Origin of the sequence: Psychrobacillus sp. L3 (assembly GCF_042945595.1) — a bacterium.
In the GTDB taxonomy this organism is placed as follows: Bacteria; Bacillota; Bacilli; order Bacillales_A; family Planococcaceae; genus Psychrobacillus.
Genome location: NZ_CP168493.1, coordinates 3,338,801 through 3,359,050, shown reverse-complemented (window position 1 = coordinate 3,359,050; position 20,250 = coordinate 3,338,801). Strand labels below are relative to the sequence as shown.

The 20,250-nt window shown below is 30.8% G+C and carries 16 protein-coding genes and 2 pseudogenes; 9 read left to right on the top strand and 9 right to left on the bottom strand.

What is annotated here, in order from left to right; translation table 11 throughout:
• Positions 1-34: 34 nt before the first annotated feature.
• Positions 35-1,261 carry a tyrosine-type recombinase/integrase gene (locus ACEPXD_RS16725; RefSeq protein WP_391117757.1) on the bottom strand — a complete coding sequence of 409 codons (1,227 nt, stop codon included), beginning with the start codon at positions 1,259-1,261 and terminating at the stop codon, positions 35-37.
• A gap of 725 nt (positions 1,262-1,986) precedes the next feature.
• On the opposite strand from ACEPXD_RS16725, the gene ACEPXD_RS16720 reads away from it, so the two are divergent.
• A complete protein-coding gene (locus ACEPXD_RS16720; RefSeq protein WP_391117755.1) occupies positions 1,987-2,940 on the top strand; it encodes a toll/interleukin-1 receptor domain-containing protein in 954 nt (317 codons plus the stop codon).
• A 317-nt stretch (positions 2,941-3,257) separates the two neighbouring features.
• Here the strand turns inward: ACEPXD_RS16720 and ACEPXD_RS16715 are convergent, their stop codons facing one another.
• The 6 genes from ACEPXD_RS16715 to ACEPXD_RS16690 all read right to left on the bottom strand — a co-directional run bounded on the left by ACEPXD_RS16715 (position 3,258) and on the right by ACEPXD_RS16690 (position 8,612).
• On the bottom strand, positions 3,258-4,469 hold the full coding sequence (locus ACEPXD_RS16715; RefSeq protein ID WP_391117753.1) for a tyrosine-type recombinase/integrase: 1,212 nt from the start codon (positions 4,467-4,469) through the stop codon (positions 3,258-3,260).
• A 94-nt stretch (positions 4,470-4,563) separates the two neighbouring features.
• Positions 4,564-4,821, bottom strand: coding sequence for a helix-turn-helix domain-containing protein (locus ACEPXD_RS16710; protein WP_391117751.1), 258 nt, complete (start codon positions 4,819-4,821; stop codon positions 4,564-4,566).
• A 424-nt stretch (positions 4,822-5,245) separates the two neighbouring features.
• The gene (locus tag ACEPXD_RS16705; protein ID WP_391117749.1) at positions 5,246-6,745 is read right to left on the bottom strand and encodes a recombinase family protein; all 1,500 of its coding nucleotides are present in this window, start codon (positions 6,743-6,745) and stop codon (positions 5,246-5,248) included.
• Positions 6,742-8,118: a recombinase family protein gene (locus ACEPXD_RS16700; protein WP_391117747.1), complete on the bottom strand. Its 1,377-nt coding sequence runs from the start codon at positions 8,116-8,118 to the stop codon at positions 6,742-6,744. Before ACEPXD_RS16700 ends, ACEPXD_RS16705 begins: the two co-directional genes overlap by 4 nt.
• A gap of 5 nt (positions 8,119-8,123) precedes the next feature.
• A complete protein-coding gene (locus tag ACEPXD_RS16695; RefSeq protein ID WP_391117745.1) occupies positions 8,124-8,282 on the bottom strand; it encodes a hypothetical protein in 159 nt (52 codons plus the stop codon).
• A gap of 150 nt (positions 8,283-8,432) precedes the next feature.
• Positions 8,433-8,612 (bottom strand): hypothetical protein, encoded by a 180-nt coding sequence (locus ACEPXD_RS16690; protein ID WP_391117743.1) that lies wholly within the window; start codon positions 8,610-8,612, stop codon positions 8,433-8,435.
• Between the two features lie 530 nt (positions 8,613-9,142).
• Here ACEPXD_RS16690 and ACEPXD_RS16685 point away from each other — a divergent pair.
• The 8 genes from ACEPXD_RS16685 (at position 9,143) to ACEPXD_RS16650 (ending at position 18,933) form a co-directional block, all read left to right on the top strand.
• Positions 9,143-9,484, top strand: coding sequence for a hypothetical protein (locus ACEPXD_RS16685; RefSeq protein ID WP_391117741.1), 342 nt, complete (start codon positions 9,143-9,145; stop codon positions 9,482-9,484).
• A 935-nt stretch (positions 9,485-10,419) separates the two neighbouring features.
• Positions 10,420-11,220 (top strand): ABC-three component system protein, encoded by an 801-nt coding sequence (locus tag ACEPXD_RS16680; RefSeq protein WP_391117739.1) that lies wholly within the window; start codon positions 10,420-10,422, stop codon positions 11,218-11,220.
• Positions 11,192-11,434: an ABC-three component system middle component 7 gene (locus ACEPXD_RS16675; RefSeq protein ID WP_391117737.1), complete on the top strand. Its 243-nt coding sequence runs from the start codon at positions 11,192-11,194 to the stop codon at positions 11,432-11,434. Before ACEPXD_RS16680 ends, ACEPXD_RS16675 begins: the two co-directional genes overlap by 29 nt.
• Complete coding sequence (locus ACEPXD_RS16670) at positions 11,424-13,037, top strand: DUF2326 domain-containing protein (protein ID WP_391117736.1); 1,614 nt, start codon at positions 11,424-11,426, stop codon at positions 13,035-13,037. The genes ACEPXD_RS16675 and ACEPXD_RS16670 overlap by 11 nt, the downstream gene beginning before the upstream one ends.
• Positions 13,038-13,292: 255 nt before the next feature.
• Positions 13,293-14,876 (top strand): hypothetical protein, encoded by a 1,584-nt coding sequence (locus tag ACEPXD_RS16665; RefSeq protein ID WP_391117734.1) that lies wholly within the window; start codon positions 13,293-13,295, stop codon positions 14,874-14,876.
• On the top strand, positions 14,851-15,924 hold the full coding sequence (locus tag ACEPXD_RS16660; RefSeq protein WP_391117732.1) for a DGQHR domain-containing protein: 1,074 nt from the start codon (positions 14,851-14,853) through the stop codon (positions 15,922-15,924). The genes ACEPXD_RS16665 and ACEPXD_RS16660 overlap by 26 nt, the downstream gene beginning before the upstream one ends.
• A 320-nt stretch (positions 15,925-16,244) precedes the next feature.
• Positions 16,245-16,463, top strand: a complete 219-nt coding sequence (locus tag ACEPXD_RS16655; RefSeq protein WP_391117730.1) for a hypothetical protein — start codon at positions 16,245-16,247, stop codon at positions 16,461-16,463.
• A 445-nt stretch (positions 16,464-16,908) separates the two neighbouring features.
• A complete protein-coding gene (locus ACEPXD_RS16650; RefSeq protein ID WP_391117728.1) occupies positions 16,909-18,933 on the top strand; it encodes a tetratricopeptide repeat protein in 2,025 nt (674 codons plus the stop codon).
• A gap of 50 nt (positions 18,934-18,983) precedes the next feature.
• Here ACEPXD_RS16650 and ACEPXD_RS16645 read toward each other — a convergent pair.
• Together ACEPXD_RS16645 and ACEPXD_RS16640 are read right to left on the bottom strand one after the other, a co-directional pair.
• Positions 18,984-19,270: pseudogene (locus tag ACEPXD_RS16645) on the bottom strand (NAD(P)-dependent alcohol dehydrogenase); the annotation flags it as partial.
• 504 nt (positions 19,271-19,774) lie between these two features.
• Positions 19,775-20,026, bottom strand: a pseudogene (locus ACEPXD_RS16640) (tyrosine-type recombinase/integrase); the annotation flags it as partial.
• Between the last annotated feature and the right edge of the window lie 224 nt (positions 20,027-20,250).

Sequence of the window (20,250 nt, the reverse complement as noted above, 5' to 3'; positions counted from 1 at the left end):
GTATGTAAGGTGAAAGTGAAATGCTAACATTTTGCTAACATAGAGGATTATAATCGAGGCTTCTCATGAGTTGTGCAAACTTTTGGGAAGCTTCTTTTTTCATTTCTTTTGTTACGTGGAGATAGACATTCTTGGTGATTTGATCATCTGTATGGCCAAGTCTATCCATGATTTGTTCGAGTGCGACACCTGCTTCTGCTAAAAGCGAAGTATGTGTATGTCTCAATGAGTGCGGTGTTAAGTCTTTGTTTAATTTTGCGATTGCAAGCAGTCTAGCCATCCTGAGTTGTACCATTTTAATGACGAAAGGATATCCAGGATGTCGCTCTGTTTTAGCAAAGATGAAGTCTTGATTATAGTAATCTTCACCTAACTGCTGAATGATTTTTGCTTGAGTTTCTTTGTGAAGGCTCAAAGTTTTGATCACATCTTCATCCACAACAATTTTCCGTCTAGATTTTTTCGTTTTTGGTGTCACCAACTGAAACTGAACGGTATTATTATTGGGATTGTAATACGTTTTAGTAATGCTGATTGTCTGATTTACGAAATCAATATCTTTCCACTTAAGAGCTATGAGTTCACCAACCCTAATTCCTGTATAGGACAGGATGATAAACATTAAGTAGTCTAATTCCAATCCTTGACTCTTGGCAGTACTTAAGAAAAGTGCAAGCTCTTCCTTTTCCAAATACTTCGGAATCTCCTCTTCCTCTAACTGTTCAATTGTTTTTTTAATCTTTTTAAGATAGGCAAATTCAGTAGGGTCCTTCTTGATTAGCTCCAATTCTAATGCTTTCCGAAAAATCATTCGTCCAGTTCGATTTATTCCTTCCCTTGTACTATCAGAATATCCTCTGTCCTTTAAATCGTTGAGAGCATCTTGATATCTCATCCTTGAAATGTCCTTTAATTTCAGCCGGGAAAAGTAGGGCAATAACTTATTGATTTCATGAATACGGACTCGAATTGTTCCGGGTTTAACATCTTTTGCTTCGCTGTAGATTGGGAGCCACTGATTTGCAAACTCACAAAACGTTAAGTCAGTTTCCTCCATATATATTTCTTGGTTTAACTCATGAATGAGCGCGGTAGCAGCTGCCTCAGCTTCTTCTCTAGTTTTAAAACCACTTCTTACCTTTTGCTTCCTTTTACCAGTAATCGGATCTATTCCAATATCGATGGTAAAAGCCCATTTGGAACCACAAGTACACTTTTTCTTCTTGCACGTACAACCTCTCTTGTAAAAATGCCCTTTCATTGAATGACCTCGCTTTCCTCAAAATTTTTATTACAGATATCCATTATTTCCATTTTGAAGGTTAACGATTCCTAATGATTAAAGTATTGATTAGCTTAATAAGTTAGCGAGAGGTGCAGATAAATAAAAAAGAACATGTTTCAATGCAAACATGTTCCTTCTCTTCACTCATATTCCGATAATTCTTCGTAATGTTCTTCTTCTGGGTATGAACCGAAAATACGTTTTGGGTAGTCTAAACCACCATCAATACCGACTGCCCCACATTTGCATGATTTGAAATCATTTGTGCTTATTGATTCGATAATATCACAGCAATGTATGCAACGGATTCTGTTTCTTTTTAGTTTCTTCTTCATTTATAATGCGCATCCCCTTTTCCATAGGTATAAATGTATTTTAAAATTAGTTGTGAAATGATGCTAAATCACTTTATAGATTGTGAAAATATGTACTTCAACTAACGCCGCAGGTTAACTAAAGAAGGAATAATTTATTTCTGCGGTTTGGGAAGGTCAATAAGCCTTCCTCTTTTTTTATTGATTGGAGGTAATAAACTATGAAAGAAATAACAGACCAACAGAAGCAATTCTGTTATGTATATTGTGATAAATGAATGGTTGAAAATTTGGAATTGGGGCTGTTTCGCTACGTTAAACTATTTTCTATAATCCCCTTTTATGGTAAAGTAATTATTAAAAATGTATAGGTTTTTGGGGGATAATATGGCACAAATACAATTTACTTTTGCCTATGAAGATACAAGAATTGCTCAATCTTTAGCTGGTCTTTTAAAAGACAATGGACATAAAGTATTTTTACCAACTGAAGATATACTACCTGAAAAGGTTTTAGCAGACGAAATATCATTAAGATTAAAATCAGTTGACTTCTTTGTCATTATAATATCTAAGCACTCTCAGAATAGCAATTGGGTTAATGCTGAAGCTTCCAAGGCAATTGGATACTACCGAGAAAGAAAAAAACCGATTATCATCCCAATTCTGTTTGATGATGTGAACCTACCACCTGAATTTATTGAAGTATTTGAAAATATACTAATTGGTTCAAGAGAAAATATTGAGGAATCTAAATCAGTGCTTTCATTAGCAATTTCAAGATTAATAGGTGAATCACAAGCGATTGAAGAAGAGAAACAGGAGGCTATTGCCAAAGTAAAGGAGAATGCAGGAACATATATTACGGAAGCGATAACTAGACTTACTGCAAAAGAAAGGGATTATCGAAGCATTGCTTACGCTAGTTATTTTTTATGTGGAGCTTTTTTGATTTGTGCAATTACATTTCTTTTATATAAAGCAGATTTTATAATGCACTCCAAAAAAGAGTTAACAACTTCTGAACAAATTCAACTTGGCTTAGTAGGGTTCGTCTTGCTTGCATTAATAATTTCTCTTGCAAGATTTTCATTTTTAATTGGAAAATCCTTCATGGTAGAGTCTCTACGAAATTCAGATAGAATCCATGCAATATCATTTGGTAAGTTTTATTTAGAAGCGTTTGGAGATAAAGCAGACTGGAATGAAATAAAAGAGGCATTTCAACATTGGAATATCGATGGAGGGTCAAGCTTTATTTCACAAAGTGCTAACGACTTTGACCCGGAAATTTTTAAAAACATTATTGAATTTACAAAAGTAATATCATCAAAAAAATAAATGTTCAACGGGAATACATAGATTTCTAAAAAAAGACCAAAGATGGCCTTTTTTATACCATAAGCAGTTCTTCTAAGGTAACTATAAATGAAGTCGCTTCCTTAATAAGACAACTCACTTAATAATGAAAAGGGGGTTTTCTTAAAATTAGAGATTGTGAATAATTATACTTAAAGTAACGGGTGCTTTTGTTGAAGAACAGTATTTATTTAGCGCTATTATTTAAGAAAACATTTTATATTTGACAAGTATTTGGAATAAAAAATCTCTATGCAGATTGAAAGCAAAATAATTCTATTTTGCTTTCAATTATTTTATCATGCAATGCTTCTCATCAATTCACTAAACTTATTTGAAGCTTCTTTTTTCATTTCAGAGGTTACGTGAAGATACACCTTTCTAGTCACTTCATCGTCTTGGTGACCTAACCGATCCATAATTTCTTCTAGTCCTACCCCAGCTTCTGCAAGAAGCGATGTATGTGTGTGGCGAAGAGAATGGGGAGTAACTTCAAGATTTAAGTCTACTTTTTTTAACAATCTAGCCATTCTAGTTTCCACTAGTTTAATCAAAATCGGATAACCAGGATGACGATTGAAATTACCGAATATATATCCTTCGTTATAGTAGGAGTTACCAAAGCGTTTAATGAGTTTTTCTTGTTCCTCTTTATGTTTTCTAAATGCATTTATTACTAATTCATCGACGACAACCTTACGTCTAGATTTTTTAGTTTTAGGTGGGCCTAACTCATACTTTTTCGTATTATTTTTAGGATTATAATAGGTCTTCGTAATACTAATAATTTGTTTTTCAAAATTAATATCCTTCCATTTTAGAACAACTAATTCACCTACACGCATACCTGTATAGGCAAACGTTAGGAAAATTAGGATATCCATATATAGTCCTTTTTCTTGAACTGTGTCCAAGAATAATGCGAGTTCTTCCTTTTCAAAGTAATTTGGTAGTTCTTCTTCATCGAATTCAATAATGGTCTGTTGATCACGTTTAATATAAGCATTTTCTGCCGCATTTAATCTGATTACTCTATTACTTATAGCCATTTTAAAAATCATCTTACCAGTAGTATGAACACTTTCAATGGTGCTTTTAGAAAAATTTTGATCTTTTAAATCATCTAGTGCTGCTTGATACATTTCTTTAGTGATATTTTTAAGTTTTATATGAGCGAAGTAATGCAATAATTTTTTGATACTGTACTCTCTAATTCTTACAGTTCCGGGTTTTGGAGCATTTCTTTCAATGTAGGCGGGTAACCACATATTAGCAAAATCCTTGAATAGAATATCTGATTCTTTAACGAATGCACCCTGATTTACTTCGGTAATTATAGCCGCGGCTGCTGCTTCGGCTTCTTGTTTTGTTTTAAAGCCGCCCTTAGTCTTCTGTTGTCTTTCTCCTGTTTTTGGGTTCTTTCCTATATCAATAACGAACGACCACGTCTTACCGCAGATGCAACGATTTAGATCACACGTGCAACCTCTTTTTGTAAAATGACCTTTCATAGTGTTTTATCACCTTTCTAATCTAGTGTTTTTATAGCTTGATGAGAATACTAGAGGTGAGAAAGTGTCTATGGACTTAATCCATACATTTCCTCTAATATTTTCTAACGCTAGAATTTAATTCATCAATTGAATTTTTTTCTTTTCTATGTGCAATCCAATTCTTAAGATCAGATTTTTCGACTCTTTTAGATGCACCAATTTCAAAATTAGGGATACCACCTTGTTCTACATGTACTAGAAATAACTCGTAAACTCTTCTTCTAGAGATTCCAAGAAATTGAGAAATATGTTGTGCTGTTAATGTGTCGGGCAATGATTCCCAAGTTGTATAATTTTTTGTACGTTCCATGGTATTAATCCACACTCCCTGTAATTTTCCTTTATTAACTGATTAAATAACGGATTTAAAACAAAAAAACCGCAGTTGGACTAAATCCACAAAATAATTAAGTGGATTAGTTCCCGCTGCGGTTTTCGCTTGTTTGGGTTCTATTATTTGATTAGATATTTCTAAAATCATTATATCTTCGTATTTTTATATTTGAAGTCTTTTTTTTAAAAAAATATTATTTTTAAGTTTAAATTTTCGGTTCTTTGACCATAAATAAAATATAGCGTTCGGTAATTTAACCATCGAGGAATTCCAAGATGGTTGGGGAACCGAATGATTATACTCTAAATCCCTTGATATCAAGGGATTCATGAAAAGATGATTTTCTGAAAATGTAGTTAGTACATTTCAATTCGGTTTCCTAACCAGTCAAAATATCGATTTAATTAAATTGTTCGGTTATATAACCAGTTGACTTCTCCAATGAAACAAAAGGAGATAGGCGATAATTTATATTAAGTTCGTTATTCTTCTCAAAGTTAATTGCAACCTCTTCAAAATACATTAAGAAAAATACTCTTAATTCTGTATCAGTAAAATTAATAAAGCTTTGTTGTATCAATTTTTTTATAATTTTATCCAGATAGTCATCTTTAAGAAGAGAATTCAATTCATCTATTGTTTCGTTTGTATAGATTAATTCATTTTTTAAATGCAGCTGAGTAGTTTGAAAGACCTCGGCTAATAGAGGATTACTTTCAATATCTGCTGCCGTCATAATTTGGTTATATTGTGCTTTTTCAAGAAGTTGTTTTATGTTACTACTTGTTTTAGCAAGGGTAGTGGCCCAATTTTTAAGCTGTTCTTTTGAAGTAGCTGAAAAGTTAGGGAGTTGTGTATTCCATTTTTTCTGCAGATCATTTAAAACAGCATGATGAACTGGTATTATTTGTACAGATTTTTTACATCCTGTACATTTATAAATCATATATTCTCCATTTTTACCCTTTGGAGAATTATCTTTCGATATTAAAAAACAATTGCACTTTTTACATTTTATTATTGAGCGGAGATAGTATGGTGTATTCATCGTGCCAAATTGTTTTTTTAAATCATTTATTTGTTTAGATAAGTGAAAAGTGGTTGGACTAATAATTGGTTCATGAACATTTTTGAATAAATCAATCTCTGATTCATGCTTCGGTTTACTAGAATCGTAGCTAGTCCTAACATTCCAAGCTAGATTTCCTGAGTAAACCTTATTTGAAAGAATATATCCGATTGTGCTACCGTTCCAATACTTCACTTTTTTAGTTGTAACGTTACATTCGTTTAGATAATCAGCAATTATTCCATGAGAGTGTCCCCAACAAGCTAGATGGAAGATTAATTGAACTATTTTAGCATCTTCATTGGGATGTAAAGCACCATCAATCATATTGTAGCCAATAGGAGTACGACTTCCAGGTCTTATTGGTTGCTCACGTTTCAGTAAACTTTTTTGAGCATCTTTTGCGCGGACAGATTTTGTTTCTGATTCCTCTGCAGCAAAGACAAGCTTTGCCTGCACGATCGGATCATTAGGATTCCATTCTGCTTCAGATTGAGTACTAAAAAATTTGACATGAGGGTACTCCAGTTTAATCGGCAAGTAAACCTCATTGTAAAAATCAGTAATGCTTCTAGTTATACGAGATTCTTCATAGAAGCAGATAGCACCAGCACCATTCTTAATATCTTCAATAATTAGTTGGATACCTTCTCGTTTACTAACGTTATTATGAAATGCACTAGTAGCCTTATCAGCTCGCCAAGCAATGATTTCAAGACTTTCCCTTTCCGCTAATAATTGAATTTGGCTTTTTTGGATTTCTAATGAGTGATTGTCGTTCTGTTTCTGATCAGAATAACGTAAATACCCAGTAGTGTTTAGTTTTGTCATGAAATCCTTTCCTCTTTTCCATATGATGAAAGGAATAATTCAACATGTACATACGTTTCATAAACTTTTACTTTATCAATAAGCAATTCAGATAGTCGCTGAAGGTCCTGTTGTTTGAAATCTAATGTAAGCTGTGATAAAAGTGAATGAATTTCTATAATTTCATTCCCTAGTTTCTGTAGACTTTGTAAATCCTGTTCTAAGTCATTGTACTTATCTTTTAGTGATTGTATTTTATCTAATAGCTTTGCAATAGCAGGTTTTCTTTTTACATCGATAGTACTTAGCGTTAGTGAATTATCCAGGAATTCAGATTTGGTTACCCCTAATTCTTTTTGGAGCTTTTTATTTTCTGCTATGATGCGTTTAGAAATAATGCTTTTTAAATGTTTGGCGGAAATCGATTGGATGTGTTCCAATAATGTTTGTTTAACTAAACTATTTAACTCTTCAACCGTAATTGAAAGTCGTTTGTGGTTATTACTACATACAAAGTATCCTATATCAAATACATTTTCTTTTCGATGTTTCATTACATTTCCACACTTTTCGCAATATGGTATAACTAAAAACTGGTTATTGGCATCTTCTAAACTTTCTTGATAATAGGAAAAATACTCATCTAGTTTAGATTTACCTTTAAGAAAAAGATCTAAATCAATTATTGGCGTTACATGAGGCAATATCTGATAACCATTTTTTGTTTCATAGTGGCCGGCGTAAAATGGATTTGATAAAATACGAAACAACTTTTCGGGCTTATTTAAACCTTTACGTCTTACCATTAAAAAGTTTAAAAACTGCTCACCGTCTTGGACATTACTAAAATCCTCAAATAATGAATGAATTACATCTCTTTTATCCTCATTAATTTGGAAACGAACTTGTCCTTCTTCTTTTATACGTGTGTACCCAAAAAGACGGGAAGGATATTGTTTTCGAGCATCATCCGTACGTGTACGAATATTTTCTCCTTCAATTTGCCCAAACATTCCATAAAATGCTTCTAGAGCTAGCTTGTTTTTAAAGGGTGGTTCATTACTAGCAGTGTATACAACTTCCACATTATATTTAATGAAAATTTTTGTTAAATCCACAAATTCATAAAAGTTTCGAGCTAAGCGATCACGTTTATAAACGATTAGCTTTTCTACTTTGCCTTCTTTAATTAGGTTTATTAATTCAACCAATTTTGGTCGCTGTTCCATTTTTAGTTTTGTTGCAGAAACATCGTGATCAGATAGATAAATAATTGTTTCCTCGTCTCCACTTAAATTAATCGATTCAAGATATCTTTTTGCAGCAGTTTCTTGTAATTCAAGACTTTGTGCTGCTGAACTGACGCGTGTATAAATAACTTTAAATTTTTTCATGTAAATTATCCTCTCTTTTTAATCAGTAAAGCTCGTAGTCTATAATCATCTTTCACAACTTGGTCTAGTAGCGATTTCTCAATAAAACGTCTAAACCATAGTTCCGATTCTGATGATAGTTCTTCAGAGTAACTGACTTTGACAACTCGATATTTTTCTTTCAATTTGTTCCCTCCAGTATGATTTTGTAATAATCATTGCCTGGTGAGAAACTTTTTATACGTTAATTCTCTGAATCTCTTTTTTCGTCCTTATTAAAATCTAATGATAATTGCACACCGTCTGCTACTATCGAAGATTTATTCTTTCTTGGATTAATAATCACTTTTGTTTGGTATCCAGGAATTTGGAATTTTTTTATAATTTTGTTCATACTTTTGTTCCTGTAGTTGAATGAACAAATAAATAACATCTTTAGAGATACCGAATGATTCACAATGTTCAAGCTGAGAATCATAAACTGTTCTTTCGTTGTAATAATTTTTGTCCCTCACTGTTAAGGAACCCCCCTTTCTCATTTTGTTTTGTAGTTAAAAAATACTCTTGGCCTCGAGTGCTAACCATTTTATATACAAAACATGTACATTCTTATAGTTCAATTTAACTGTGTTTCTGTTGTGTATCTTTTTCTTAATTTCTTTTCTCTTTAACACTGTTTTGCATTTTGCTTAATTGTCCTTTCTAAATTTGAAACATTGTAACAGGTGATTTAAGCCATTCGAATAGATAAATTAAAAAAGTTTAAATTATTTTTGTATCTTCAAGTTGTCTTGTTTAAGTATGAAGTGGTTTTATAGAGGATTTTTATATTCGAATAGGAGAATTCGAGGGGAAACTTGTAATTTAGTGAATATTTTATAGAGGGAGGAATTAATAATAATGCTGGATTAAAGTTATTTCATATTTTCTTCCTGGATAAGCAAATGTACCAAAGAGCCAAAAATATAAAATTTTAAAAACAGTTTCTTCGTATTTACAATATTTACAAATAAAAATAACCTATAATAAAAAGGGAGTATTTGAAATGAACGGAGATACTATCGTTTGGTTTGTCTTAATACTTACCATTATAATTTGTGATTGGTTAGCAATTTATTTATACCAAACAAAGAAGATCCCATTATGGGTTTCTGCGATTGGCATGGCGCTTTTAGTTCCAGTTATAGTTTTTAGCTTTGTGTCTTTAATGCTTAAATTGATTGCAAATGACCCAAATGATGACGGAACAGGAATTGCTTTTGCAGGTGGATTTATGGTGTTATTCCTTGCTACCCATGCAATTATTATTTTTTTTATAGGCGTTATTTTAAATATCTATACATTTGTTAGAAACAAACTAAAAATCAAAAAAGGAGCTTTCAAATAAGTCCCATATACAACGAAATTGCTTGAATAAAAAAATGCCAAAACGCTGTGAAATTAACGTTTCGGCATTTTTATTTTGCAGATTTCAGGCTCAAATATCCCTTGTGGGACAGTCCCAATTACATAAACCTACCAGCACCCATGTGTTGCTACATATACTCCGCACATTGTGAAGCGGTCGCGTGTTTGGAGCTGCTAAAAGGAAAAAAGTTCTTTAAAAATGGCATCAGGTTCTAAAATGTTTTAGAACCTGGTAACTTTCACTAAGTTTAGAGTTGTACAAATAAATGAATGTTTGAAATTAAAAAAGACTTTAACCCACCAGCACTCGTTTGCTGCCATATATACTGACACATTTGTGAAGCTGTCGCGTGGTTGGAATTAGTTGGATTAATTAATGAAAATGGCTGTGCTGAAAAATCCGATTCTCATTGGAATTCTCAGCACAATTTTTTGAATTGTAGTTAATTATCAGCATTTTTTACGCGCAGTGCAGTGTGTAAATCTATATCTATAGTTTAAGTATACAAGCCCTTATTTAATCTGTCCGACTTAGTGAAGTCTATCGAGGTCTCTTGTGTTATTAAATAAGAGCAAAAAGTTCCTAAATAAGAAGATTTGAAAATAAGTGATTTTAATGAATTATTAGTATAGAATTTATTGTAATAGATTTGTGAATTATGTACTTAAAATTATGGGGAGTGTAAATTTTGGAGAAATATCTAGTTTTTAAATTGAATCTGTCATCAAATGCATCATGAAGGATTACAGGGTGAAACCAGATACCATGAATAAATGAAATATTATCCTATTTATAAGGCATTTTATTAAAAATAGTATACTAGAATCAGGATTTAGTCTTCATACATTGTTTGAATGGCAGTAATAAATTTAAGGAGCTATTGATATATCAATATTTATAGAGGAGGAGCAAATTTGGGAGAAGCTAAAAAAGTAGATCCATATTTGGTTGATCGAATTTCTATAACTAAAAACATGGATCATGCATATTTATTAGAAGTAGGGGGACTTTGCCCTTTGTGTGGCAAAAATTTATTAGCAGCCAAAGGAAATAGCAAAAGTAAACTTTACCAGATTGCTCACATCTATCCCAATAGTCCCCTACCTAATGAAATAAAAGAACTGGTTGGTTTAGAACGTTTAGGTATCAATTGTGAGGATTTCAAAAATAAAATTGCTTTATGTAAAGATTGCCATGGTATTTATGATGACGGCAAAACAAAAGATGAATATTTAAATTTAGTAAAGATTAAAAAGAAATTGTTGAACTTAGCTAATGCACGAGTAGTTGCATCTCACCAAGATTTAGAAGAAGAGATTATTTTAGTAATAAATGCTCTGTCCTACGTTAATATGAGAACATTAGAGAAAATGAAATTAGAATACAGTGCGTTAAAAATTTCAGATAAAATTGATGATTCTTACATGATTTTAATAAATAAAATTGAATCATATGTTTGTACTTATTTTAATTTTATTAAAGAGACATTCCGTAATTTAGAAGAATCCGGGCAAATTAATTTTAATATTATCGCATCCCAAATAAAGACAAGCTTTCTAAAATGCGAGAAAGAATTATCGAATAAGGGTGATATATTTAACTCTATGGTTAATTGGATGCACTCACAGCTAGATAATTCATCTTTTGAAGCGTGTGAGGTAGTAGTGTCTTATTTTGTGCAGAATTGTGAGGTGTTCCGTGAAATTACCAAATAAATTATTTTCTTATAAAGAAAGCACTATAAGTAAATTCCCAATTATTCTAAATGAATTAGTTGAAAAAGAATATATAACTATTTATCAACTGTATTTAAATGTAAGTAGTAAATTCGATAACATCACAGAATTTATAGAATCATTAGAGTGTTTATATATCCTCGGAAAAATTGATTACGATTTTAAATTAAGGAGAGTTAGCTATGTTGTTTGAAATTATATGTGAGAAATTTAATCAAAAAAGGATAGAATTTCATGAAGGACTAAATACGGTACTAGGTGATAATAGTGGAAGTAATTCTATAGGTAAATCCACTTTCTTAATGATTGTTGATTTTGTATTTGGAGGTAAAGACTATGTTATGAATTCTTCTGATATCCAAAGAAATCTAGGAAATCATGAAATAAAGTTTTGTTTTATTTTTAATAAAAAAAAATATTATTTTTCAAGGTATACCGATGATCTTGAAAGTGTAAATAAATGTGACGAGAACTATAATATACTATCTAATATTTCACTTGATAGTTATTGCCACTTTTTGAAGGGTATGTATCAAATTTCTCTTAATGATATTAGCTTTCGAAATATAGTTGGTCGCTTCTCTAGGATATACGGGAAAGAAAATTTAGATGAGAAACGACCGCTAAATATAGTAAGCAATGAAAAGGCCGGAGAGCCAATTAATGCGTTATTAAAGCTGTTTGATTTATACAACGTTATTTCTGATTTAGACATCAATTTTAAAGAAAAAGATTCTGAATTAAAATCATTTAAAAATGCTCAAAAATATAACTTTATATCATCTATTGCAAAAAGAAAATACGATGCCAATTTCAAAGAGTTAGCCATTCTTAATAGTGAGAGAGAGAAGATTTCCAAAGATTTAGATGGCAATCTCTTAGATTTGGATTCTATCAAAACAGAGGCATTGTTAAAACTAAAAAATAGCTTGTCTATTGCCAAAAGACATCATAGTAAACTTAACTCACAGTTAGGCATCATTAATAGAAACATTCATGAAACAGGAATTCTCAAACAAGAAAGTTTTGACAACTTACTAACATTTTTCCCTAGTGTTGCTATAAGAAAGTTATCAGAAATTGAAGAATTTCATACAGGAATTAGAAATGTATTAAGGAGTGAGTTAAAGCAAGAGAAAACAAAGTTAAGTAAATTAATTGCTATTGCACAAACTGAAATAGATGAATTAGAAAAACAAATTAAAGAGATTACTAAAGTCCCTAATTTATCGAAAGCAATACTAATAAAATACTCTAATTTACAAAAAAGAATTGAAATATTAGAGTATGAAAATAATTCTTTTGATATGTTAAATACTCTGATGACTTCAAAAGAGGATGCAAAAAAGCGGAGAGATAATATTAAGCTCGAACAATTACATCTGTTGCAAAATACAATTAATACTAAATTGTTGGAAATCAATGATTACATATACTCAGGAAGTAAAAAGCCACCCATTATTACTTTTGATAAGAATCAATATACTTTTGAAACTATAGATGATACAGGTACCGGCACTTCATATAAAAGTATGGTGGTATACGATTTAAGTATTATGGAACTAACTCAGTTACCAATTTTAATACATGATTCTGTAGTGCTAAAACAAATATCAGATGAAGCAATTGAAAAAATACTTTCAATATACAAAAATTTTGGGAAGCAAATATTTATTTCCTTCGATAAAATGTCAGCTTATAGTCTAAAGAGCCAAAAAATATTAGAAGAAACTAAAGTATTGGAATTATCAATAGACGGTAAAGAATTATTTGGAAGGTCATGGAATAGTCGGTAATCATAAACAATCCTTTTCGTGGAAAAATTTATATGTAAGCATGGGAATGATAACACTTTTGGACACTTTTTTAAGGTGGTTAGGATAGCGCACAGTTGCTTAATATAGAACATTCCCTGGGCATGATTTATTGTGCCAAGAAGCCAACCTAGGCTATCATGGCTATTGCTCCATATATAGCTCTTTTTAGTTAGAAATAATTAAATTACTAACAATAAGTGTAATTAGGTATATAATTAGGGTAGGAGGGATAAAATGTTAAAAGAACTAAATGGATTTATAGAAAATAGTGTTGAGATGCTAGAAGGCATGAAGAATGATTTAGAAAATGAAAGACAGTATTTAAATGAATTTTTAAAAGTTAATGTAATATCAAAATTATCTACGAATAAAATTATTCTACAGGATCGTGTTAAAAGCTCGGAAAGCTTAAGTGAAAAAATAATTAGAAAAAATTATTATGAAAAATACAAAGGCAATCATCAACATTTTATTTCTAGATTACCAGACCTTATTGGTATAAGAATTGTATGTTTTTTAAACGATGATGAAGAACTTGTTGTAAATGATTTAAATAAACTATTTAAAGAGGATAGTTCTAGTTTCAAGGGATATAAATGCATAGAAAATGGGAAAGAAAGTAATTTATACATAGAATTAAAAGATAAACCAGATATTCAAAAAAATCAAAATCCAATTTATAAATATTCTTGTATTTGGTCAAGAAATGGTAAAAATTTTAATGTTGAAATTCAAGTGAAATCATTAATTCATATGTTTTGGGGAGAATTAGAACATATGCTAATATATAAAAATTACAATTATTTAGTTGATTCGAATTTTTATAGTGAAATAATGGACTCGACATATCATTTGTTGAAAAATGTTGATAATCAATTAAAGGTAATACAAAACCATCTCCACGCCAATGATAAAAGCAAAGAAATCAAAGAAGTGAAAGAGATGATTGCAAAAATATTACATAAGAATATTCAAGAGAAAATTGAAGAATGTTTAAATTGTAAAATAGATTTAAGAGAATTATATGATTCTTTAGTAAGCCTGTTATTCTATAGCGCAAAGGAAAATAGCCAAATTTTCGAAAAAGCAAACCTTTATTTAGTTCGAGCAGCACAATTCAAGCTAACTGAAGAACAATTACAGTTGGACAATATATTAATAGAGGGGAAAATAAGAGGGCAAGCTGATGGGATTAAAGAATTAGCTAAAGTGTTAGATAGATTAATGAAAGATAACGATATATATTGGCGACTTTTATATGTTACATATAGCTATTTAGATATACAGTCTGAAAATGATTACACAGAAAAAATTAAATCTATTGCAAATATAATGTTGGAAATATTTAGAGGTAGTTATATAGAAGACATTACTATAGATGAGGATGCATCAGATTACTTAAATAGTGCTATAGTTTCATCTATAATAAATTCATTAAATAATTATAGAAAGATAGACTTTATTAACAAGAAAGATAATATTTTAAGTATTATTAGTGAGTTTATCCAGGATTATCAAGAGTCGATTGAAGAGCTTACACCTGATGAAAGAAATCAGGATGTTTTAGAAAATATAATATGTTTTTTATCGAGTAAAATAATTTTAACTATAGATGGTAAAATTTCCAGAGAGTATTTAAAACCAATCGTTGATAACTATATGAACAATAAAATTAGGTGGCAACCTAATATAATTGAAAAAGAGAAGTTAGAAAAATTTATAAAAGGTGAAAATCTCCCGACTAATGTAATTCTAAAAATATTACAAGGCGAAAAAATAGAGGAGGCATCTTATGAAGAAGCAAGCAATAGAATTTGATCAGTTTGGTTTAAAAATGTACCTTATAACACTAACGATAGAAGAGTTAGTAGAGAATACTTATGTGAAGATATTTGAATCTGATAGTGGAGAAGGATATCAAAGACCTGTAAGTCCAACACATTATAAAAAAATTACAAAGTACTTTAAAGATGAAAAAGCACCTATTTTACCTCCAACAATATTAGCTGCAATCAATAAAGAAGATATAGCCTTTGCTGATAATAAGCTTATTATAAATAATCAGATGCGATTAGTTGATGGTCAACATAGGATTGAGGCATTAAAATATTTAGAGCAAACAGATATTGAGAGGTACAATGAATTAAAGAAAGTAGAGCTACCTGTAACATTAATGTCAATTGAACCTGATCAAGAAATATACGAAGTAAATACATTTATTGATATCAATAGTAAAGGTAAAAAAGTAAGTACTGATTTAGCAATTAGATTAAGAGAAAAATTACGTAACCATGCAGGATATTATAAATCAAAAAAAGATTTAGTAGAAGCTATTGCTACAAAAGTAGCTTTATATCTTAACAATGAAGAAAAGTTAAGTGTTTGGTTTGAAGCAATAAAAACTGGTCCAGAAGTAAAAGGTACCATTATAAGTATAAATGCATTTTGTAGGTCATTATCGCCTATTATAGAGAAAAAAATTGATTATGATGGAATTGATTTCGAAGGAATAAATGAAGATAAAGTTAAGGAAATTGCAAAAAGTATATCGTCAATAATGAATAATATTTGGGATTGTATTAAGGATAAATGGCCCGACTGTTTCGAGAAATACTCACCAATGTTTAATAAGGATTATAATTTACAAAAAGGAACAGGTACTTATTCAATACATCTATTATTTAATGAATGTATGGAGAAATCGCAAGGGAATATTAAGAATGCAGTAATTCTTTTTATAGATTTTATTAGTATGAGCAAGGTTAAGAGTGAAGATTGGCTTACTGGAGGGAACTTTAGTGGCTATAGCTCCCAATCTGGCTTTAAATATATTTCGAATGAAATCAAGAAAAAATCTGAAGATTAATAAATACTTTTTGAAATTTCAACCACCCATAAGATAATTTATAAGTTTCTAATTATTTGGTATCAGGGCTAAATTCCCTAATCAATTTTATAATAGAACTATTGGGCTTGAAAACCAAGGTGAATAAGAAAAAGACCTGACTCCATAAACAGGAACCAAGCCAGTTACTTAAACCCACCAACATCTTTTGTGTTGCCACATACACTCCGCGCATTGTGAAGCTGTGGCGGTGCTGGAGTTAGTATATGTAGAGAAAGAATAAAGTCGTGTCAGAAAGAATAAAATTCATGACGAAATGAAAATAAAGATGTGCAAATGGCATGAAACCAATTCAGAGCCAGTTAACAGAGATGAAGGATGGGAACCAAGTTCCCATCCTTTTTATTTTGAAAAAAAAAAGAGAAAAAGGAGGTAGAAAAGAAAAGAAAATCGAGAAAAATGAGCGAATTGTGCAGGATTTCACTTTGAATGGTAGAATTTGGTGGGCGAAGGGATGCGGGTTTGAGCGGGATGGAGCAGTAGGAGTTTATTATTACTGAACAGCATAATGATTTACGAACGGATTCCGAATAGAGGAATTCGTTCTTTTTTATAGAATATATTTTAAAAGGACTGTGTAGACTTTTAATTTTCAATTAAGGAGGGGGACAAGAAACATGGGTAAATATACAGATGATGAAATAAGGTGTTTCCCAAAAATCACATGCAAAATAGCAGCGGATTTATGTGATTTACTTGAATCATTATAGAGGACAATGAAGTTACGGAAAGAAAAGACAGGAGTAATGTGTGGGTTTACATAAAATGATATTGAATTTTGAAGTATCTGTGTAAAATTAAGTCCTGAATTCAATGTAGGCACATAATAATGCATGTTCCTTAACCTAAGAAAAAGCTTATCTTGGATTTTAAATATTGGGAATATATAAGGTTAATGGAAAATATTTATTATGAATAGAAATAAAAAATACGAGGAGGTTAATTATGAATTATTTTAGTAAGAAACTAATGGGGGGGCCTATTAACAGCGCAGGAATTTCTCAGCAAGACTGCGCGAGTATAATTTTTTTATTTAAATATTTAGAGGATATCGACTTTGAAGAAATAAGTTTTGAAACAAACGATGATTTCACGATAAGGTTTAAAGAAAGAAAAGAAATCTATGTACAAGTTAAAATAAATCAAATAAATACTGGATTTGCTAGAAACCTATTAAAAGATCATCAAGTTAATAAAAATAGAAAAAGCGTTTTCGTTGGTTCAGGGTTTGATGATGAATTTAGGAATCTATGGAGTAAATTTGTTCGATATGAAAAAGCAATGACTTCGAATAGTGCTGAAAAAGAAAAAATAAGTGAAGAGTTTCAACAAGAATGTATTAAGAAAAAAATACCTTTTGATAAAATGAAAAATGTGAAGTTTTACATAATAGAAAAATTGAATAGTATTAATCTGGCTAAAAACGCCATATATGATTGGGCGGATAAAAAAAGGATATTTGTTGATGTTGATAGAGTATTGGAGTTACTTATCTCAGCTATTGTTCTAGACTTGCGAGAAAATGGTGGGAGTCTAAATAAAAGAGATGTATCATCATTAATTGATAAATGTAGGCAAAGTAAAATAAGTTCTTGTAATAATGGTGAAGAATTAGAAGAGGAAAAAAGATATATTATTGACTATATAGAAAATCAGATGCTTTCAGCGCCATTAATTTTTGATAAACTACAAATATTAAAACATGAGATTGAAATGGGGTTGTATGTTGAGGCCATTAATCATATAGAAGAAATTAAAGGTTATTGTAATATGGAGGATGTTTATATTTGGCTTTTACTTATGAATGGAAAATATACTGAAATTATTGCTCAATTCGATAACCTGGAATTTAAGAATGTGCATGAAGGTTATATTTTAGGTGAAGCATATCTTCGGAACAATGATATCAAAAGAGCTATCAAAGTCTTTGAAATAATAAAGCATCAGGGGGATGATGCGAAAGTAAACTACAAATTATTTAAGTGCCATAAAGCTAATGGGGATATTGAATATGCAAAACAAGCTTTGAATAATTGTATTAAGGAGGGAATGAAGAATGAGTTTGTTTATTATGAATTAGGAAATCTGCATTCATTATCGCCGGAATGTATAGAGTATTATGATAAATCATTACGTTGCAATAGTAAGTTTGTTGAAGCGTATTTAGAAAAAGGGAAGTATCTAAGATATAAAGGCGCTTTTGAGGATGCAATTAATTGTTTTGAAAAGTACTTTGATTTGAGCAAAGAATATACGAATACTACAATTTTGTTTGAAATAGCAATGTGTTATTATAGAGCCAAAAAAGAAGAACAAAAGTTATATATAAGTAGATGGGTTGCTAGATTAATACACTTTGATAATTTTCAACGATTAAATATTGATGAGCATATACTGATTATTGATATCGGATATTCATATAATAATAAAATACTGATAAAGAAAAGTTTTGATGGAATAGAAGTGGACATTAATGGTGAAATACAGATAAAGCTATCAAATATAATAGCTCAAACGGGAATTGGATTATTTGTTTCTCCTTTCATTTATGATTTATTGAAAATTAGTTCGCAAGATGATGAGAAGAAGTTAATTGAAAAAGCTGTGATGCCATCTTTATTTAAGATAAGTGATGATATGAGTGGATACGTAACAATTAAAGAGGAAATTCTGTCTCAAAAGGTACTTCACTTGAATCATGACTATGAAGATTATAAGGAATACATAGTTAAAGATGAAGATATTAAAGTGAACATCTTTAAAAAGTTAGATGGACTAGACGCAATAGTTCAAATTGGAGATTATATAGCTGACATTTTAATACCTTCAACTAACGATGGATTTCAACAGTTTAGAAAAAAAGTTCAAAATGGTACAATGCTTAATGAGGCTGCTTTTATGTTAATTGGTCCAAGTGAGATACTTCAGATAACGTTTGATTTTAGGGTGATTAAGATTCATGATATATAAGTAGAGTCACAGGGACAAAACAAAACAGGGACAAAATAAATTATATTAAGTTAAAATGTATAAGACTCATCTAACACAATGATTGGCTTAATTGTAGTTCCGTTTTTAGAATCTTCAAATGCTTTGTTAATCTCTTCGAATTTATAGAATTTAACAAGTTTATCAAGTGGGAATTTTCCTTTTTTATAGAAGTTTATTAATTTTGGAATATAAATTTGAGGAACTGTATCTCCTTCAATTACACCAACGATTGTTCTTGAGAATGTTACTAGATCAATTGTTGGACTAATGAAGATATTTTTGGGTGAAACGCTACAGTTGCTAATTTCCCTTTTATAGCAAACGATAGATTAATAGATTACAGGTGCTCTATTTTAATCTTTTATTTATTCCTGTTAATTATGTAAAAGCTTGAAATAGTAGAGATATCATAATTATTAGAAGACTGATTGTTTACTATTCACCTTTGATTGCTGAAAAAGAAGAATAAGAAAAATAGGCTCGATTCCGCTAAAATAGGAACCGAGCTTATATAATTAAACCCATCAACATCCCTGTGTTGCCACGTACACTCGCTGCATGTGGTGTGTGTAGATGATACTAAATATGTTGCTAAGAACATGCTAACATTTTGCTAACGCAATCTCGTGAAAAACGGTAAGTTCTCGTTAAAGATGTTACACCTGAGATTCTCAAAAACCTTGATATATCGCACTTTTGGAACACATTGTGAAAGATATTACACACTTTCACCTTACGGGCGGCATGATGTAATAACTGCTTTAAACCCTTTCTTAGGGGTTTGAATAGTTACATCAGCTCCATGCTAACATTATAAGGATTATTTGAGGCATCCCATTAGTTGACCAAACTTTTGAGAAGCCTCTTTTTTCATTTCTTTAGTTACATGGAGATAAACGTTACGTGTTGTATCATCGTCAGTATGATCAAGACGATCCATAATCTCTTCTAGTCCTACTCCAGCTTCTGCTAACAGTGATGTATTATGACGTAGAGAATGTGGAGTGAGTTCTTTATTTAAATCAGCTATCTTTAGTAGACGTACTATTCTGTTTCCTACTGTATTTACAAAAAAATTGGATATACTGGTTTTGCATATTAGTGTGAGATATGACTTAATATTATAAAAAATCAGTTTTGATAGGTTTGTCATTCAGGAAAGATATTGGATTAAAGTAATTTGCGTGGTAATATTATTTAGTATGTGGAATTTGATACTCTTATGGAGTTGTGCGCAACGAGCGCATCGTAATTGTTTCAATGGAACTCTTTTGCAAGGCGAAGCAGTGACATGGC

Bases quoted from the DNA above. Each gene is read 5' to 3' on its own strand.
- ACEPXD_RS16725 (WP_391117757.1), bottom strand. From the start codon at position 1,261: ATGAAAGGGCATTTTTACAAGAGAGGTTGTACGTGCAAGAAGAAAAAG.
- ACEPXD_RS16720 (WP_391117755.1), top strand. From the start codon at position 1,987: ATGGCACAAATACAATTTACTTTTGCCTATGAAGATACAAGAATTGCT.
- ACEPXD_RS16715 (WP_391117753.1), bottom strand. From the start codon at position 4,469: ATGAAAGGTCATTTTACAAAAAGAGGTTGCACGTGTGATCTAAATCGT.
- ACEPXD_RS16710 (WP_391117751.1), bottom strand. From the start codon at position 4,821: ATGGAACGTACAAAAAATTATACAACTTGGGAATCATTGCCCGACACA.
- ACEPXD_RS16705 (WP_391117749.1), bottom strand. From the start codon at position 6,745: ATGACAAAACTAAACACTACTGGGTATTTACGTTATTCTGATCAGAAA.
- ACEPXD_RS16700 (WP_391117747.1), bottom strand. From the start codon at position 8,118: ATGAAAAAATTTAAAGTTATTTATACACGCGTCAGTTCAGCAGCACAA.
- ACEPXD_RS16685 (WP_391117741.1), top strand. From the start codon at position 9,143: ATGAACGGAGATACTATCGTTTGGTTTGTCTTAATACTTACCATTATA.
- ACEPXD_RS16670 (WP_391117736.1), top strand. From the start codon at position 11,424: ATGTTGTTTGAAATTATATGTGAGAAATTTAATCAAAAAAGGATAGAA.
- ACEPXD_RS16665 (WP_391117734.1), top strand. From the start codon at position 13,293: ATGTTAAAAGAACTAAATGGATTTATAGAAAATAGTGTTGAGATGCTA.
- ACEPXD_RS16660 (WP_391117732.1), top strand. From the start codon at position 14,851: ATGAAGAAGCAAGCAATAGAATTTGATCAGTTTGGTTTAAAAATGTAC.
- ACEPXD_RS16655 (WP_391117730.1), top strand. From the start codon at position 16,245: ATGAAACCAATTCAGAGCCAGTTAACAGAGATGAAGGATGGGAACCAA.
- ACEPXD_RS16650 (WP_391117728.1), top strand. From the start codon at position 16,909: ATGAATTATTTTAGTAAGAAACTAATGGGGGGGCCTATTAACAGCGCA.